Origin of the sequence: uncultured Roseovarius sp. (assembly GCF_947489715.1) — a bacterium.
Taxonomy (GTDB): domain Bacteria; phylum Pseudomonadota; class Alphaproteobacteria; order Rhodobacterales; family Rhodobacteraceae; genus Roseovarius.
Genome location: NZ_CANLER010000002.1, coordinates 122098 through 138947, shown reverse-complemented (window position 1 = coordinate 138947; position 16850 = coordinate 122098). Strand labels below are relative to the sequence as shown.

The window sequence follows — 16850 nt, the reverse complement described above, 5'->3', positions numbered from 1 at the left end:
ACGCCAGTGGATTGATCTTGCCCCCCGATTTTGCGCATATGTGCGACAGCCAAAGGAGCATGCCCATGGACCTGCGCAAGATCACCGACGATTTCACCGTGTCCCCCCAGATCGAGGTATCGGACATACCGGCCATTGTCGCGGCGGGTTACCGCTCGATCCTGTGCAATCGGCCCGATGGCGAGGACCCGACCCAGTGCTGCTTTGAAGAGGTATCAAAAGCCGCGCTGGATGCCGGGCTCGAGGTCCGCTCGGTGCCGATCACCTCGGGCGTGGTATTGCCGGACGATCTGAATGAATTCCGCGACGCGTTGGCGCAATTGCCGCAGCCGGTGCTGGCCTATTGCCGTAGTGGGACACGCTGCACCATGCTCTGGACCATCGCGCAGTTCGGCGACCGCTCGCCCGAGGATATCCTGTCGCTGACCCGCAATGCGGGCTACGACATGTCGGGTGTTCTTGGTCAAATGTCGCGAAGCTGACCGGCTTTGGCGGACGTTTCCTGGATTGCGATTGGCCGGCACGCGGGGGCTTTTCAAGCCTTCGCTTTTGACGGTGGTGACGTGACGGCCCGGGCCAGCCGCGCGACCGAGGCCGATGCGATCAGTGCGCTTGACGCCGAAACCGACACCATCATCCACATTGGCGAGGGCCCGCCCGACGCGGTGCCCTCCGCGCTGCTGCCCTCTGGCGGTCAGAATCTGCCGGCGATCACGCAGGATCAGCCCCCGGGTGTGCTGGGCGGCTGGCCGCGCCTCTGGATCGCGGGCTATCTGGCAGGGCACGACAACTGGGATGGCGTGATCTGCGTGGCAGAGGGTGATGTGACCCACTGGGTGCATGTCAGCGCCAATGAGGTGGTAAGCTTTGCCAGCTTTCTGACCCTGCGCCTGATCCGGGTGCTGTCGGGCGGCGACACGCCCGATCCGCAGGCCGTCGCCGACAGCCTCAGCCGCCCCGAACGGTTGGCCGCGCACCTGCGGGAAGCCGAGGTCACAGGTCGCCCCGCTACAACCACCGGCCACCTGCTGGGGGCAGAACTGGCTGCGGCACGGGTTTATTGGCTGGGTCAGCAACTGGCGCTGATCGGGCCGAAAGCCGCCCTGTCGCCCCATGCCAGCGCCCTGACGCTGCAAGAGGTCCCTTTTGTGGCGCACACGCCTGATGAGCTGATCCGGGACGGGCTTCTTGCGCTGGCACAGAATCTGGGGATGGTATCGCAAGGCTCGGCCTGATTTTTTGCGCTGTGCGGCGCCGCGGCCATCTGGATTTTTGAGTATTTCGGCCAAGAAGAAGCAGGGCGCCGTTCTTCTTCTTGGCAAAAATACTCCCGCCGGAGGCGCAGATTTCAGCGAAACCGTTCCGGTGCAGGCGGGAAACTGATCTGGAACATTGCGCCCGACTGGCACGGGACCAGCCGGATCGTGCCACCGGCAGCTTGCAGCATGGTCTGGACGATCGCCAGTCCCATGCCGGTGCCCCCCGATCCGCGCCGTGTGGTGAAGAACGGGTCGAAAATCCGGTTGCGATTACCCGCCGCAATGCCTGACCCATTGTCGCTGACCTGAAAGCCGCCGCGCCTTGCGCTGATGTTCAGCCGATCGGCGCCATGCGCCTGTGCATTTCGTGCCAGATGCCCCAGGATCACCTGCACTGCCTGCCGGTCCATTGGGACGGTGGCATCCCCTTCCAGCGAGATGGGCAGGCCAGTATCGCGGCTGACCTCCTCGATCATCTCCGACAGGATGGATGGGCCGGGCCCGACCGGGTCGCGTGCCGCTGCTAGACGGCGCAGCGCATCCAGTTGCGCCTGCATCTGGCCGGTCGCGGTCAGGATGGTTTGTGTCAGTCGGCTGCGATCCTCGGCCTCCAGCTCGCCTTCCAGCAGTTCCGCTGCACCCTTGATACTGGTCAGGGGTGATTTCAGCTCGTGTGTCACATGGTTGGAAAAGGCGCGCAGCCCGGCCTCGCGGTTGTTCAGCGTCGCGCCCATCTCGACCACGGCTTGACCGAGCGCGGTTATCTCGGGCGTGCCGAAATGCGGGGGCAGGGGGGTATCGCCACGCCCTTCACGCACCGCGTTGGCATGGGCGGTCAGGGCGGTCACCGGACGCAACACCAACCGCCACAGCAGATAGCCCAGAATGGCCGTGGCGATCACCGCCATCCAGAAGATCAGCCAGGCGGTCTCGCCCCAGCCCAGGATGTTGCCCGCCAGTCTGAAATAGCCGATGCCCAGAAGTGGCAGGCACAGCACCGCGGCCAGCGTTCCGCCGATGACCAGCGCCAGCGGTGGGCGCCATTTCTGCCGGATGCTGGATTTCACCGGCTCTGACATGGTCCCATCCGAATGCCGACACCGTGCACTGTCTCGATAGCCTCGTCACAGCCTGCCTCGGCCAGCTTGGCGCGCAGATTACGCAGGTGGCTGTCCAGTGTCCGGTCCGAGACATGGATCGACGGGCCATAAACCGCATCGGTCAGCTGTGCCTTGGTGGCGATGTGATCGGGCCGCGCCATCAGGTGGCTCAGCAACGCCATTTCGCGATTGGTCAGGGTCACCGATTGTCCGGCCACGATGCAAAGATGCCGCTCCGGATCAAGCCTGAGGGCGCCACGGTTGAGCGGCTGTGACGCGCTCGTCACCGCGCCAGAATTGCTGCGTTTCAGGATGGCGCGGATGCGGGCGATCAGCTCGCGCGGGGAAAACGGCTTGGTCACGTAATCATCGCCGCCCAGTTCCAGCCCCAGCACGCGGTCGATCTCTTCGTCGCGGGCGGTCAGGAACAGGATCGGCGTGTCATGTTCGGCCCGCAGGGTCCGACACAGCTCCAGCCCGTCCATCTCGGGCAGGCCGATATCCAGCACGATAAGATCGGACTTGCCGCGCCTGGCCTTGGCCAAACCCTCGGCACCGTCACCGGCCTCGGCCACCGCGTAGCCGGCCTGTTTCAACGCGATGCGCAGCACATCCCGGATCTGCGGGTCGTCGTCGATAATCAGGATCTGCGTCATTGTCAGAGCGGCGTGCCTTGTTGCGGAACTGCCTCAAGGCTACGCAAACCGGTTGCCGCATGAAAGCCCAATTCGTCCACATCCCCGCAGGCCACCGCAACGGGAGTGGTGCGCGGATCGGACAGTCCGGGCAGTTGCGTGACCGCCATCAACCCCGCCAGCAGCAGCGCATGTAGCGCGTAGCGCCTTGGGTTCTGCGCGGCGTGCGGTTGGTCTGGCGTCGGGCCGGTGGAGGTGATTGGACCCAGCCACCAACCGTCTTGACGGAGGGATGGCGGGACGCCGCGCAGAATACAGGTTTTCATTGATCAGTTCCTTGCCTTGCTTGCCTGTTGCGACCAGCAATAACGGGCCGCCGTGCAGCCGCGCCTGAGCAGTTGTGCAGTTTTTGCGCAGTTTACGTCGTGATGAGCGGAATGCCCGTCCTTGCGCTACGCGATCCCGCCCGCAATCAACCTGTCGGCAAGCGCGGCATAGGCCTCGGCCATCGGGCCATCCCCCGCCGCGATCGGCGTGCCGCTGTCGCCTGCCAGCCGCGTGTCCAGATCAATTGGCAGTGCGCCCAGAAAGGGCAAACCCAGCCGTTCGGCCTCGGCCTTGACCCCGCCATGGCCGAAAATCTGCGCCTCGTGCCCGCAATTGGGGCAGTGAAAGGTCGACATGTTCTCGATCAGCCCCAGCACCGGGGTCTTCAGCGTATCGAACATGTTCATCGCCTTGCGCGCATCCAGCAGCGCTACGTCCTGCGGGGTTGAGACAATGATCGCGCCCGACGGTTCGGCCTTTTGGCACAGCGTCAGCTGCACGTCGCCCGTGCCCGGCGGCAGATCGACGATCAGCACGTCCAGATCGCCCCACCGCACCTGGGAAATCATCTGCTGCAACGCCCCCATCAGCATCGGCCCGCGCCAGACCACGGCCTTGTCCGGGTCCAGCATCAGCCCGATCGACATCAAGGTGACACCATGCGCATGCAGCGGCTCGATGATCTTGCCGTCGGGGCTGGCGGGGCGCTGACTGACCCCCATCATCCGCGGCTGTGACGGCCCGTAAATATCCGCGTCCAGCAGGCCCACGCGCCGCCCGGCCCGCGCCAGTGCCACCGCAAGATTGGAGGAGACGGTGGATTTGCCCACGCCGCCCTTGCCTGATCCCACTGCCAGAATGGATCTCACACTGGCCGGTTTCAGCGGTGTCGATTGGGGTTTGGGATGGCCGCCGATCTTGAGGCTGGGCGGTTCCGCCGCCTTGGCCGCAGGGCCATGCGCAGTCAGCGCGACGGATACCTGTTCGACGCCGTCCAATGCCGCCACCGCGCGTTCGGCCGCGGCGCGCATCGGTTCCATCTGGCGGGCGATCTCGGGGCTGGGGGCCTCGATCACGAACCGCACGATGCCACCCTCGACGCTCAGTGCCCGGATCATATCGCGCGAGATCAGATTGCCGCCATCGGGCAGTTCCAGCGTCGCCAGCCGGGCGTCGATATCGCTTTTCAAGACCGTCATCTTTCCCCTCCGTCAAGCCATGCGCCATAGGCCATTGTTTTCATGCAAAGGGCAAGTGGGCCCTGCGCGTTAACCAATAAATTGAGCAATAATATGACGTTAGGTCAGCTTTACCCATGCAAATGCTGCATAGCAGCATTGCTTGGGTCGGGGGTTGTGCATGTGCAGCATCGGCGTATCTATAGCTCAACAACACGCGGCAGAAACATCTGGACGCCGCGCCACCAACCATTCGCAAGGAGCCGAGAGATGGCATTTGCAACTGAAACCCGTTCCGCAACCAGCGGCCTGGCGCTTGACCTGAGCGCGTCGATCTATGCGCTGATGACCCGTATCGCGGATTACCGCGCGTATCGCCGCACCGTGGCCGAGCTGTCTGACCTGAACACCCGCGAACTGACCGATCTGGGCCTGAACCGTGCCTCGATCCATGCTGCGGCCTACGAGGCTGTTTACGGCGCAGGTGCGTAAGCAACCAAATATCATCGCGATATTCCGGGTCGCAAGCCATGTCCGGCTTCCCCGCCATCGCGATCGCTATCGGATGTCCCTTCTCCTCCTCCCTGGGGGCATCTGACATCGGTGGCGGCACCTTCTCCTCCCTTAGGTGCCGCCACTGACAATACCCTCGGGCCTCTGGCCCAACCCAAGATTGCGAATGGCCGCGCCCTCCCTGCGGTCAAACGTTGACTGAACGGCGGCACCCTCTCCTCCCCTCAGGTGCCGCCGTTTTTTCGTTTTGGACCCTAGTGAAGCAGACGGGCCCGGCGGCGGGTCGGCCGGACAAAGACCTGCGTCGCTTCGTGCAGATAACCCACGAAAGCACGCGCCGCGTCACTGCTGGCATTGCGCGCCTCGGGGCAGTCCAGGGCCGCACGCGCGGCCTGCGGGGTGCCGCCCTCGCGATCGCAAAAGGCCCATTCCAGAAATCCCATGCGCGCGGCCTGCGCCGCATCGGGCCCGGTCAGATCCATCGTCTCAAGCCCGTTGAGAATATGTGAGACAGTCATTTTCTTCTTCTCCCCGGCCACACCCCGGGCCGGATGGGGCGGAGGAGGATCAAGGGGATTGCGGGCGTTCTTGGCCGTGGCAACCGTCCCCACCGCCCCCCGCGGTTTGACGTTTGTCCAAGGCTGGTTTCCGGACTTGGCGGGGGTACGGATGCGGCACCTTCCCAGGCCCTCATGGCCCAGTGGTATTTGCAGCATCCCCCATCCTTACCGTTGCGGGGGCAGCGCCGGAATTGCACCGGCTTCCCAATTCTCCGCTCTGACAAGCGGCACCTCAGAGCCCGACATTGGCCGATATCGGATGCGCTCACAAGACAAATTTGCACTGCTCGCCAAAACGGGTCCGGGCACGATCAGCCCCCCGGCGATTCGCCATGTTTGACAGGTTTTTCCAGGGGACTCGCCGCTGCCTCAGAGGTCTTTCTTTTCCACCTTCAACATCTTGCCCGCGATGATCGACAGAATCGCCGCCGCAAAACTGAACAGCGCGCCCATCTTGGCCGCATCCTGCACCGGCCCGGTCTCAAACGCGACCGAGGCGACAAAAAGCGAAACCGTAAAGCCGATGGCGGCGACAAAGCCGATCACCACCAGGTCGACGATGCGCATGCCCTGCGGAATGCCCAGCCCCATCGGCTTGGCCGCCAGCCAGCCGAACAGCAGGATGCCCACCGGTTTGCCCACGATCAGCCCCGCCAGTACCAGCCAGGTGGCATCGCCAATCGCCGACATCTCGACGCCCGCATTCATCAGGCCAAACAGGAACAGAACGATTTCCACCGGGTGTTTCAGCGCATGTTCCAACACGTTCAGCAGATCCTGAAGGTATTTCTCGGCCTCGTGGAAAATGCCAAAGGCACGGTCGGCATGCGGGATCGTGGGCACCACCGGCAGCAGGCCAAGCGCTGGGTGCAGGCCCGATTGCATGAAGCCGTACCAGCTGGCGCAACCCGCAATGATATAGGGCGCGCCGCCAAGGCCGGTGCGCATCCGTGTCGAATTGGGCCGGTCCTGTTTGCCCCGGTCCAGATAGCGCGGGAACCAGTTGAAAAGCACAAACACCGCAGCCGCCGCCCCAAAGGAAAACAGCAGCCATTGCGGCGCCAGATCGCCTGACGGGTAGAAGATCGCCAGAATGATCAGCCCCGCCGCGTCGTCGGCAATTGCCAGAAGCAGCAGGAACCGCACCGCCGGGTGCCCCGCGCCAAAGACGATCCGCCCGACAAGGTAACTGAAGGCAATATCGGTCGCGGTTGGAATGGCCCAGCCATTGGCAACCGCATCATAGGTATCCGATCCCATGAGAAGGGCCAGGCCAAGGTAGATGGCAATGGGCCCGAACATGCCGCCCGCCGTTGCAAACAAGGGTGTTGCGGCCTTTTTCCCGCGCAGCGACCCGTTCCTGAGGATCACCGCCTCCCACACTTCCTTGGCGGCGATGGCAAAGAACAGCGCCATCAGCACGTCATTGACCAGATAGTGCAGCGTCAGCGTGCGGTGCCCGTCATGCAGGTGGCCGATGGGCGCATGATCCCAGATCACGAACTCGGTGAAAGTGTGGTAACTATGCGCGTCGATATTGGCCCAGATCAGGGCAATGATCGCCCCGAAAATCAGCAAGAGCGAATATTCGGCGACGAAATTCCAGACGCGATACATATGTCCCACCCTGCTTTTGGTGTTTTCTTTCAGGATTAGGATATTTCAAGTTATGGGGCAACAAGAGGTCCGTCGCACGGCCATTGGTTGCACCCCTTGCGCGTCCTTTACGGGTCAGGCCACGGCCTGCCAGGCCATACCGGCCAGCACCGCGCCCAGCATCGCATAGCCGATATAGGCGGCGAAAATCCGTGGCTTGACCAGGGCCCAGACCGCGATGGCCGCCGGGATGCAGCTGACGCCGCCCGCGATCACGAAACTCATCGCCGCGCCCTGCGCCATGCCCTGCGCCAGCAGCGCATCGACCAGCGGCACCGCCGCATAGCCATTCAGATAAGCAGGTGCGCCCACCAGTGCCCCCAGAATGATCGGCATCAGACCGTCGCCACCCAGCACCTGCGCCACCAGATCAGCCGGGATGTATTCCAGCATCAGCGCCTCGATCACATAGGCCAGCGCCAGCCATTTCAGCAAGAACAGCGCATTGTCCATCGCCGTGCGGCGGAAGGCCTCGCGCCGCGGTGCCTCCTGCCAGAACGCCCAGAGGGGAGTGCCTTCGAACGGCTTGTTGCTGCTGCAACAACTGCCACAGCTTTGCTTCCGCTCACGCAGAGGATCGGCGAAAACCGGGCTTCTGGCGGCCATCATGGTGGCGAAACCGCCCATCAGGCCGATACCGACCGCCGCCACCGTCTTGGCCAAGGCAAATTCCCAGCCCAGCGTGCCGGAGGTGATCAGAAACATCGCCGGGTCCATCAGCGGCGAGGCCAGCCAGAACGCCATCACCGCCCCCAAGGGCGCGCCAAGCGCCAGCATCGCGGCGATGAAAGGGATCACCTCGCAGGAACAGAAGGGCGACAAGCCCCCCAATAGGGCCGCCAGCACGATCATCCGCGCCTGCCGCCCCTCGAACGCTTTGGCCAGCAAGGTTTCGGCTCCACTGGCCTTCATATAGGCCACCGCCAGCACCGCGAAGGTGATGAACGGCGCGGTGTGCCACAGCGCATCGCTGGCAAAGGTGATCGTTGGCCACAGCTGCGCCCGGTCGAACACGGCCACCAGCGCTAAAATGATAATCAGCGCGCCCCAGGCCTTGTCGATGCGCCATTTCGGCCCTTGCGAATGTACCGTCGTGTCAGTCATGGCCATGTCCTTCATGCGGATGATCGCTGTCGGCGCAACATTCGCGCAACAGGAATTCCGAGATGCTTTTCAATTCGTCATAAGCGACCGCCGCGCAGATGATGCTGCGCCCGCGCCGTTCCTGGGTGACCAGCCCGGCCTGTGCCAGGATTTTCATGTGATGGGTCAGGGTCGATCCGGTCACGGCGGTCCGTTCGCCCAACTCGCCGATGCTCAGCCCCTCGGGTCCGGCGCGCACAAGGCTGCGCAACACCGCCAGCCGCTGCTCGCTGCCAAGCGCCGCAAAGGTCGAGGCCGCAAGGGCGAGATCAAGATCGGGAATCGCTGTCTGTTTCATATTTCTAGAATTATAGAAATGAATTCGACCACGCAAGCTTCATTTCGAAAAATATCGAAATATGCTCTTGCAGATCGACCCGATGATCCCGCCGATCGTTCGCACCCGAAGGATGAACCTTTCGCCCGACCCCGAAAGTGTACACAATCCGCGTACACAGTTTACACAGTTGCACCTCTTGCATGACCGATCTGGCCGTTAACATTTCCCGCTGTCGCCTGTGCGCTGACCGCTTCGCCGAAACCCACACGGCGCATGAACCGCGACCCGTGGTCTGGTTCCAGCCCTCGGCGCGGCTGTTGATCGCGGGGCAAGCGCCGGGCATGCGGGTGCATAAATCGGGCAAGCCGTTCGATGACCCCTCGGGGGATCGCCTGCGTGACTGGTTGGGGTTAAGCCCTTCGGATTTCTACGATAAATCGCGTGTGGCGGTGGTGCCGATGGCGTTTTGTTTTCCGGGCTACGACGCCAAGGGATCGGATCTGCCACCGCCCAGGATTTGCGGCACGACATGGCACGATCAGGTCATGCAAACCCTTGATAAGGTTGAGCTTACTGTGCTTGTGGGTGGCTATGCCCATAAATACCATATGGGTGTGAAAACCGGCGTGACAGATACGGTCAGGGCATGGGAATCGCACGCGCCTCGCCTCTTTCCCTTGCCTCATCCCTCGTGGCGCAATACAGGCTGGCTGAAGAAAAACCCGTGGTTCGAGGAAAATCTTTTGCCGAAATTACGCGCGCAGGTTCAAAGGCTTATGCATGGCTGAGACCATTCTGGACGCCGCCCATGCCGCCATGCAGGCCGACGTTAACGATGACGCCGCCCGCCTGCACTTCTATGAAAAGCTGGTCGTGAGCGAGCTGTTTCTGCTGCTCGAATCAGAGCCCAATGGTGATCAGATTTCCCCGCATGTATTTGATTTAACAGATGAATCCTTTGTTCTGATCTTCGACCGCGAGGACCGACTGACGCAATTTACCGGCATCACCTCGCCCTATGCGGCCTTATCGGGCCGCACGGTGTTTCAACTTCTGGCCAAGCAGGGGCTGGGCGTGGGATTCAACCTCGATGTCGCACCCTCGTCGATCCTGCTGCCTGCCGAGGCCGTGGACTGGCTGGCCGATATGGAAACCACCCCCGATGAAATCTCTCAGAAGGTGGAAAAATTCAACACACCCAAGGGGTTACCAGAGGCATTCCTGAGCGCGCTCGACACCCGCCTCGCGGCCGCCGAGGGACTAGCGGACCTCGCCTATCTGGTGGGGGCCGATTACGCCAACGGCAGCGCCGGCCATCTGCTTGGCTTTGTTAACGCCCGTCCCGATGCCCATGCCGCATTGACGCAAACCGTGGCCCAGGCCCTTGTTTTTTCAGGCCTTGAGGCCGGCACAATTGATGTCGGTTTTTTCGATGCCACGGATCCGGCGGCGGCAAAACTGGCGAAATGCGGGTTGCGATTCGATCTGCCCCAGCCGCAGGTCACGGCGCGGGCAGCCCCGGGATCAGACCCGGAAAAGCCGCCTATTCTCAGGTAGTTAATACCCCAGACTGCGATCCACCAGGTGCAGGAACGGCTCACCCGCCTCGCCCCGGCGGATGTTTTCGGCAATCACCTGTGCGGCCGTCTCGAGCCGCGTTTCCGACGCGATATGCGGGGTCACGGTAACCTTTGGATGCGCCCAATAGGGATGATCGCGGGGCAGCGGCTCCACGCGGAATACATCCAGCGTGGCATGACCAATCTGGCCCGCATCCAACGCGTTCAGTAGCGCGTCGTCATCAATCAACGGCCCGCGTCCGGGGTTGATGATCACTGCGCCTTTGGGCATCTGCGCCAAGGTGCCGGCGTTCAGGATATTCTCAGTCTGCGGCGTAAATGGAAGTAAAAGCACAAGAATTTCCGCAGTACTCAGCGCCTGGGCCAACCCGCTATCTCCGGACAGGCAGGTGATGCCGGGCACATCCTTTGGCGACCGGCTCCACCCGGTGACGCGGAACCCAAGCCCCGCCAATGCGGTGCCGCAGGCGGCCCCAAGCGCGCCCAGCCCCAGGATCGTCACGCCGCGATTCTCCGCCAGCGGCGGGATTTCCTTGCGCCATTCGCCGTCCTGGCCGTTAACATGCAGGTCGGTGTTTAAATGGTGGCGCAGCACGTGACCGGTCACCCATTCGATCATTCCCTGCGTCAGCCCGTGATCGACCATCCGCGCTAGCGGAATGCGCAGCGTTTCATTGCCCACCACGTCCTCAACCCCCGCCCAAAGGTTAAGAACTGCCTTGGCGCGGGTGAATTTCGTGAAATCCTGCACATCGCTATTGGGGGCATAGACGATGTAATCAACCTCTTCCGCAGGCAGATCGGTGCTCAGATTTGCGTCGATCCCGGCGGCGGAAAATGCTGATTTCAAAGGGGTTTCGTAGGTTTCCCACCGCTCCGCAAGGGCGGCGAACAGCACGTTGACGGGCATTCAGATCACCTTGGTTTATGGATATGCGCGCTTTGGATCAGTCCAAAGCCCAGAAGCAGAATTAACATCGCCGACCCGCCGTAGCTGACCAGCGGCAAGGGCACGCCCACAACCGGAGCCAATCCCATGACCATCGACATGTTGACCGCAAAGAACAGGAAGAAAGTCGAGGCGATTCCTAGGGTTAGCAGAGACGAAAACCGGTCCCGGTTCGACAGCGCTGCGATGACGCAGAAGAAAATGATCAGCGCGTAGAGCGACAAGAGTGAGAAAGCGCCAACGAATCCAAATTCTTCGGCAAGGGTCGTAAAAATAAAATCGGTGTGTTTTTCGGGCAGGAAGTTGAGCCTGGATTGCGTTCCCTGCATAAATCCACGCCCCGTCCAACCTCCTGATCCCAAAGAGATTTTTGATTGCGTGATGTGATAGCCCGCCCCCAACGGATCGCTGGAGGGATCAAGGAACGTGTCAATTCGTCGGAACTGATAATCTTTCAGCAATTGCCACGGTGTTCCCCTGCTTTGAAAAACCGCAGTGACCAATCCAACCACCGCAGCGATTACAACCGCGAAATATCCCCAATGCACCCCCGCCAGAAACATGATCAGTGCCCCTGCAGTGATCAGCAGGATCGACGTGCCAAGATCGGGTTGCTTGAGCACTAGCGCCACCGGGATCAGGATCAGCACCACCGGTATGAATACCCAAAACGGTCGTGATGTCTTCTTCAGCGGCAGCCAGTCGTAATAGGCCGCAAGCACCATCACCAGCGCGATTTTCATCAATTCCGAGGGTTGCAAACGCATGAAACCAAGGTTGATCCAGCGCTGAGCTCCCTTGCCTTCGATGCCCACAAGCTCCACCGCGATCAGCAATAGAAACGCGACAATATAGGCGACAACCGACATGTTTCGCCAAAACCAGATCGGCACCATTGCCACGAAAAACATCACGACAAGGCCAAGTGCGAACCGCTTCATCTGTGGTGCGGCCCAAGGTGTAAACGACCCGCCCGCAACGGAAAAAAGCATCAGGAACCCGGCTGATGCGACCGCAATCAACAGGATGATCAATGGCCAGTTGAGGTAAAGCACTTTGCGAAGCCCTGTGGGCGTCGTCTTGACGGTATATTCAAGATAGCTCATGCGCGGTCGCTTTTGTCTTTCTCACGATCAGGTCGGATCTGACGGAGTTTTTCCTGCTGGGTCTTGATGCGGGCGCGGTCTCTTTCCGGGTAAGCTGTCAAGGGGGGTTCACCGCCGTAAAGCGCCTGCAAGGTTACGTCACGCGCTATCGGTGCCGCTGCGGTGGATCCGCCGCCGCCGTGTTCGACCACAACGCAAACGGCGACCTTGGGTTTGTCGAACGGGGCAAAGTTCACGTATAGTGCATGGTCGCGGCGTTCCCAGGGCAGATCGCGGTTGCGGGTTACGCCGCGCGCCCGTTCGGCCTTGGTGATGTTCCGCACCTGGCTTGTGCCGGTCTTGCCCGCCATCTTGAACGCATCTTCGATTATCCGGCTTCGATAGGCCGTACCGCGCCTGCTGTTTGACACCGCATACATTGCCTTGCGCACCAGGCGCAGAAGGTTCTCGTTGATCCCCAAGTTCTCGGCTGGTTCAACCGGTTCTTCGACGCCGTTGATGGATTTGATCAATCGCGGCTTGATCATCCGGCCTGTTGCAAGTCGCGCCGTCATTACCGCAAGCTGCAAAGGCGAGGCCAGCACATAGCCCTGACCGATTGCCACGTTCACCGTGTCACCGCGCAGCCATTCACTGCCTTTGCTTTCCAGTTTCCATTCCTTGGTCGGTGCCAAGCCTTTGGAAACGCTGGTCATTGGCAGATCATGTTCAATGCCAAGGCCCAGCTTTCGCGACATCTCGCTGATCCGTTCAATACCCGCGCGCTGTGCCATTTCATAGTAATACACGTCGCAGCTTTCGCGGAGCGAGCGGTGCAGGTCGACATTGCCATGCCCGACACGTTTCCAGCAGTGAAAACGCCGCCCGCCAACCCTGAGGTGACCGGGGCAATAGACCGTCTCGCCCGGATCGGCGACGCCTGCTTCGAGGGCGGCAAGGGCGGTAACCATCTTGAACGTTGATCCGGGCGGATAGACCCCTTGCACCGCCTTGTTGGGCAAGGGCCGATACTTGTTTTCCAGAAGTGCCTTGTAATCGGCGCTTGAGATGCCACGCACAAAAAGGTTGGGATCGTAATTGGGCGATGAGGCACAGGCCAGCAGATCACCGGTTTCGCAGTCAATTACGACAGTGGCCGCACTTTCACCATCCAGCCTGTCGTTGACATAGGCCTGAAGCTTGTTGTCGATGGTGATCTGGATGTCTTTGCCAGCCTCGCCTTCCTTGCGGTCCAGCTCGCGCATGACGCGCCCGGCGGCATTAACCTCGACCCGTTTGGTGCCGGCCGTGCCGCGCAAAGTGTCCTCTTTCTTGACCTCCAGCCCGATTTTGCCGATCTGGAATCGCGGAATCAGTAACAGAGCATCAGGCGCATCGATCTGTTCAAGGTCGCGGTCGCTGACCGCGCCCACGTATCCCACGATATGACCGTAATCGCCGCCACCAGGATAATGGCGTGACAGGCCAACCTCGGGTGTCACGCCGGGCAGGGCAGGGGCGTTCACAGCCACACGGCTGATATCTTCCCAGCTGACGCGGTCGGCCACGGTGACCTGGGTATCGCCGCGCAATTCCTTCAACTCGCGACGCGCGCGTTTAAGCAGATCGGGGTCAAGCTCGACCAGATTGGACAAGCGGGCGATCACATCTTCAACATCCCCGGCATCTTCGCGCACCATCGTAATGCGGTAGCTGGGCGCGTTTTCGGCGACAATCGCGCCTGTGCGGTCAAATATCCGCCCGCGCGCGGGCGGAATAAGGCGGATGTTGATGCGATTTTCCTCGGCCAGCAGGCGGAATTGATCAGCCTGTTCAACCTGCATGTACCGCATCCTGAGCGCGAGCAATCCCATGAACCCGGCCTGTGCACCGCCAAGAATCAAACCGCGCCGGGTGATCATACGCAGGCTGTCGGCGCTATCACGTGTCGGGCGTTTCATATCTGATGCCCCAGTCCATTCCGATCGCCAGGCACACGTTTGCGCACGCCAAAGACGGATTGCGTGACAAGAACGACAATCGGATAGGCGACAAGGGTCATGACCAGTTGGATCAGGCTGAGGCCAAGCGGGGCCTGATCGACCACCGTCAGGCCCAGAATAACGCGATATCCGAGCGTCATGATCACCAATGTGGTGCAAACCGTCAGCCATTCGACCGGGAAAGTCAGGTCCCGCAGACCAGGCGCGCGATTGCGGAGCGTTTCACTTCCTAACAATACCAGCGCGGCCCATAGGCCGGGCGGGCGTTGCACCAGCAAATCCGCCAACAGGAAAATCAGCGCGATCAGGGCAGCGGGTGCGAATTCGGGTCGCCTGATGACCCAGGCGAAGGTGACAGCCACGATCAATTCTGGCGCGGCCCAGACCTTGGGCACTGTATCGAGCGGCAAAAGCTGGACGAAAAGCAAGACCATGCAGACAAGAAAAAAGAGGCTGCGCATGATCCAGGGGCGCCGGGCATTAGCCATTTTCACCCTCCAATACCGCGTCGGCGGATGTCTCGGGGGTTTCGGAGGGATCAGTCAGTGTCCTGGGTGCAATCAGGCCGCCCGGATCGGAAATCGCTTCGTTGCCATAATCCCGCAGAACACGCAGGAATTTCAATCGCTCATAATCGGCAGCCAGTCTTACCCGCATGCGTCCACCCGGATCTTCGGCGACTTGGCCGACAAGCAGCCCGGCTGGAAAAACGCCACCATCGCCCGAGGACATGACCCTGTCTCCGGGACGAACCTGGTCTGCGTCCTCAATGAAATCAATCGGAGGGGCGGCAGTGTTGTCACCGATCAAAAGCGCCTGTTGCCCCGAGGGTTGGATGGTGACCGGCACACGGCTTGAGGTGTCGGTCAGCAGGATCACCCGTGCGGTATTGTTGCCAACGCCAGAAATGCGACCCACAAGGCCCAGCCCGTCCATGGCCGCCCAACCGTCGACAATGCCGTCGCGCCCGCCAACATTCAGCAGCACCGACTGACGGAAGGGTGATCCGCTATCGGCTAGTACAACTCCGGTCACGAAGGTGAGGCGAGGATCAAGCTGCACGTTGTTCAAATCCAAGAGGCGCGCATTTTCCTGCTCCAGCTGCAGCGCCGCCTCTTTCCAGGCTTTCATCTGCTGCAACTCGCGCCGCAGTTCCTGGTTTTGCTGGTAGATGCGGCTGTAGCTTTGAAAATCATGCAGGATATTGACGGTGCCGGTCACCGGTGCCATCGCCCATTCAAAGTTGGGTACGACGCTGTCGACCACTTGTGCTCGGAAACGTTCAACCCGAGGGCTGTCAATGCGCCAAAGCAGGAAAAAGCCGAGCAGAAACAACAGCAAAACCCCGAAAAGCAAGCGCTTTAGCGGGCCGGTGAATTCGCCGGATTGTCCTCGGTCTTTTGCCAATGGCTCTCCTTTTATCTAAAAGGTGGTCGCCTCAGCTGTCGTAGTCAATCGCGTGACGCAATTGTTTTTCGAATTCAAGCGCCTTGCCGGTGCCAAGTGCCACGCAATTCAGACTGTCATCAGCGATCGAAACCGCAAGGCCAGTCTGCTCGCGCAGCGCCAGATCCAGATCCCCCAGCAGCGCACCGCCGCCGGTCAGCATCACGCCACGGTCAACGATATCTGCTGCTAGATCGGGCGGGGTGGCTTCGAGCGCGGTCATCACCGCCTCACAGATGGCTTGCACGGGTTCGGCCAATGCCTCGGCCACCTGGGCCTGACTAATCTCGGTTTCCTTGGGCACGCCGTTCAGCAGGTCGCGGCCCCGAATTTGCATCGAGCTGCCACGCCCGTCATCCGGCATCCGTGCAGTACCGATCGAGGTTTTCACACGTTCTGCTGTGGATTCGCCCACCAGAAGGTTTTGCTGACGACGCAGATAGTTGATGATCGCCTCATCCATGCGGTCACCACCAACACGAACCGAGCGGGCGTAGACGATATCGCCCAGCGAAAGAACCGCCACTTCGGTCGTACCGCCACCGATATCCACAACCATGTTTCCGGTGGGATCGGTTATGGGCATACCGGCACCAATGGCCGCCGCGATAGGTTCGGCGATCAGACCAGCGCGGCGTGCGCCGGCACTTAGCACCGATTGGCGGATCGCGCGCTTTTCAACCGGCGTCGCACCATGCGGCACGCAGACAATGATCTTGGGCTTCGAGAAGGAAGAGCGTTTGTGCACCTTGCGGATGAAATGCTTGATCATCGCCTCGGCGGTGTCGAAGTCCGCGATCACCCCTTCGCGCATCGGGCGGATCGCCTCGATACTGCCGGGGGTGCGGCCCAGCATCAGCTTGGCATCTTCGCCTACAGCGAGCACTTTCTTGACGCCATCCTTGACGTGATAGGCCACGACAGATGGCTCGGAAAGTATTACGCCGCGCCCTTTGACGTAAACCAATGTGTTGGCCGTTCCCAGGTCAATGGCCATGTCCTGAGAAAACAGACCGGGAATTCTGTGCAAAATCGACATGATACGCGTCGTCCTGTGGTGTTATTGCTCAATAGGCCCGTGATTGCACACGATGCGTTGATAAACCTTATAGATGCCAACATGAACAGGCGAAAGT

19 protein-coding genes and 1 riboswitch are annotated in these 16850 nt (G+C 61.0%); of the genes, 5 read left to right on the top strand and 14 right to left on the bottom strand.

Annotated elements, in window-relative coordinates; translation table 11 throughout:
* The first annotated feature begins 65 nt into the window (after positions 1-65).
* Together Q1B27_RS06340 and Q1B27_RS06335 are read left to right on the top strand one after the other, a co-directional pair.
* Positions 66-482, top strand: a complete 417-nt coding sequence (locus tag Q1B27_RS06340) for a TIGR01244 family sulfur transferase (RefSeq protein ID WP_299845355.1) — start codon at positions 66-68, stop codon at positions 480-482.
* Between the two features lie 6 nt (positions 483-488).
* Positions 489-1235, top strand: coding sequence for a 2-dehydro-3-deoxygalactonokinase (locus tag Q1B27_RS06335; protein ID WP_299845353.1), 747 nt, complete (start codon positions 489-491; stop codon positions 1233-1235).
* A 113-nt stretch (positions 1236-1348) separates the two neighbouring features.
* On the opposite strand, the gene Q1B27_RS06330 is transcribed toward Q1B27_RS06335, so the two are convergent.
* The 4 genes from Q1B27_RS06330 to Q1B27_RS06315 all read right to left on the bottom strand — a co-directional run bounded on the left by Q1B27_RS06330 (position 1349) and on the right by Q1B27_RS06315 (position 4520).
* Positions 1349-2338: a HAMP domain-containing sensor histidine kinase gene (locus Q1B27_RS06330; RefSeq protein WP_299845348.1), complete on the bottom strand. Its 990-nt coding sequence runs from the start codon at positions 2336-2338 to the stop codon at positions 1349-1351.
* Positions 2323-3015, bottom strand: coding sequence for a response regulator transcription factor (locus tag Q1B27_RS06325; protein ID WP_299845345.1), 693 nt, complete (start codon positions 3013-3015; stop codon positions 2323-2325). Before Q1B27_RS06325 ends, Q1B27_RS06330 begins: the two co-directional genes overlap by 16 nt.
* Positions 3016-3017: 2 nt before the next feature.
* The gene (locus Q1B27_RS06320; protein WP_299845342.1) at positions 3018-3320 is read right to left on the bottom strand and encodes a hypothetical protein; all 303 of its coding nucleotides are present in this window, start codon (positions 3318-3320) and stop codon (positions 3018-3020) included.
* A 126-nt stretch (positions 3321-3446) separates the two neighbouring features.
* Positions 3447-4520 carry an Mrp/NBP35 family ATP-binding protein gene (locus Q1B27_RS06315; RefSeq protein ID WP_299845339.1) on the bottom strand — a complete coding sequence of 358 codons (1074 nt, stop codon included), beginning with the start codon at positions 4518-4520 and terminating at the stop codon, positions 3447-3449.
* A gap of 249 nt (positions 4521-4769) precedes the next feature.
* On the opposite strand from Q1B27_RS06315, the gene Q1B27_RS06310 reads away from it, so the two are divergent.
* Positions 4770-4991, top strand: coding sequence for a DUF1127 domain-containing protein (locus Q1B27_RS06310; RefSeq protein WP_299845336.1), 222 nt, complete (start codon positions 4770-4772; stop codon positions 4989-4991).
* Between the two features lie 275 nt (positions 4992-5266).
* On the opposite strand, the gene Q1B27_RS06305 is transcribed toward Q1B27_RS06310, so the two are convergent.
* The 4 genes from Q1B27_RS06305 to Q1B27_RS06290 form a co-directional block, all read right to left on the bottom strand.
* Positions 5267-5530 carry a hypothetical protein gene (locus Q1B27_RS06305; RefSeq protein ID WP_299845333.1) on the bottom strand — a complete coding sequence of 88 codons (264 nt, stop codon included), beginning with the start codon at positions 5528-5530 and terminating at the stop codon, positions 5267-5269.
* A 103-nt stretch (positions 5531-5633) separates the two neighbouring features.
* A riboswitch (cobalamin riboswitch) is annotated at positions 5634-5822 on the bottom strand.
* 119 nt (positions 5823-5941) lie between these two features.
* The gene (locus Q1B27_RS06300; RefSeq protein WP_299845330.1) at positions 5942-7189 is read right to left on the bottom strand and encodes a Na+/H+ antiporter NhaA; all 1248 of its coding nucleotides are present in this window, start codon (positions 7187-7189) and stop codon (positions 5942-5944) included.
* A 114-nt stretch (positions 7190-7303) separates the two neighbouring features.
* Positions 7304-8332, bottom strand: coding sequence for a permease (locus Q1B27_RS06295; protein ID WP_299845327.1), 1029 nt, complete (start codon positions 8330-8332; stop codon positions 7304-7306).
* Positions 8325-8669, bottom strand: coding sequence for a helix-turn-helix transcriptional regulator (locus Q1B27_RS06290; RefSeq protein ID WP_299845324.1), 345 nt, complete (start codon positions 8667-8669; stop codon positions 8325-8327). Before Q1B27_RS06290 ends, Q1B27_RS06295 begins: the two co-directional genes overlap by 8 nt.
* A gap of 182 nt (positions 8670-8851) precedes the next feature.
* Between Q1B27_RS06290 and Q1B27_RS06285 the strand changes: the two genes are divergently transcribed.
* Both Q1B27_RS06285 and Q1B27_RS06280 read left to right on the top strand, forming a co-directional pair.
* Positions 8852-9439, top strand: a complete 588-nt coding sequence (locus Q1B27_RS06285; RefSeq protein WP_299845322.1) for a uracil-DNA glycosylase family protein — start codon at positions 8852-8854, stop codon at positions 9437-9439.
* Positions 9432-10208, top strand: coding sequence for an SseB family protein (locus Q1B27_RS06280; RefSeq protein ID WP_299845319.1), 777 nt, complete (start codon positions 9432-9434; stop codon positions 10206-10208). The genes Q1B27_RS06285 and Q1B27_RS06280 overlap by 8 nt, the downstream gene beginning before the upstream one ends.
* Here Q1B27_RS06280 and Q1B27_RS06275 read toward each other — a convergent pair whose 3' ends face one another.
* From Q1B27_RS06275 to Q1B27_RS06250, 6 genes are read right to left on the bottom strand one after another with little or no spacing between them, the layout of a single operon-like run.
* Entirely contained in the window at positions 10209-11141 is a 933-nt protein-coding gene (locus Q1B27_RS06275; RefSeq protein ID WP_299845316.1) for a glyoxylate/hydroxypyruvate reductase A, read from the bottom strand.
* A 5-nt stretch (positions 11142-11146) separates the two neighbouring features.
* Positions 11147-12286 (bottom strand): rod shape-determining protein RodA, encoded by a 1140-nt coding sequence (gene rodA, locus Q1B27_RS06270; RefSeq protein WP_299845313.1) that lies wholly within the window; start codon positions 12284-12286, stop codon positions 11147-11149.
* On the bottom strand, positions 12283-14226 hold the full coding sequence (gene mrdA, locus Q1B27_RS06265) for a penicillin-binding protein 2 (RefSeq protein ID WP_299845310.1): 1944 nt from the start codon (positions 14224-14226) through the stop codon (positions 12283-12285). The genes rodA and mrdA overlap by 4 nt, the downstream gene beginning before the upstream one ends.
* A complete protein-coding gene (locus tag Q1B27_RS06260) occupies positions 14223-14756 on the bottom strand; it encodes a rod shape-determining protein MreD (protein WP_299845307.1) in 534 nt (177 codons plus the stop codon). The genes mrdA and Q1B27_RS06260 overlap by 4 nt, the downstream gene beginning before the upstream one ends.
* Positions 14749-15675, bottom strand: coding sequence for a rod shape-determining protein MreC (mreC, locus tag Q1B27_RS06255; protein WP_299845304.1), 927 nt, complete (start codon positions 15673-15675; stop codon positions 14749-14751). Before mreC ends, Q1B27_RS06260 begins: the two co-directional genes overlap by 8 nt.
* Positions 15676-15706: 31 nt before the next feature.
* A complete protein-coding gene (locus Q1B27_RS06250; protein ID WP_299845301.1) occupies positions 15707-16753 on the bottom strand; it encodes a rod shape-determining protein in 1047 nt (348 codons plus the stop codon).
* Positions 16754-16850: the final 97 nt, after the last annotated feature.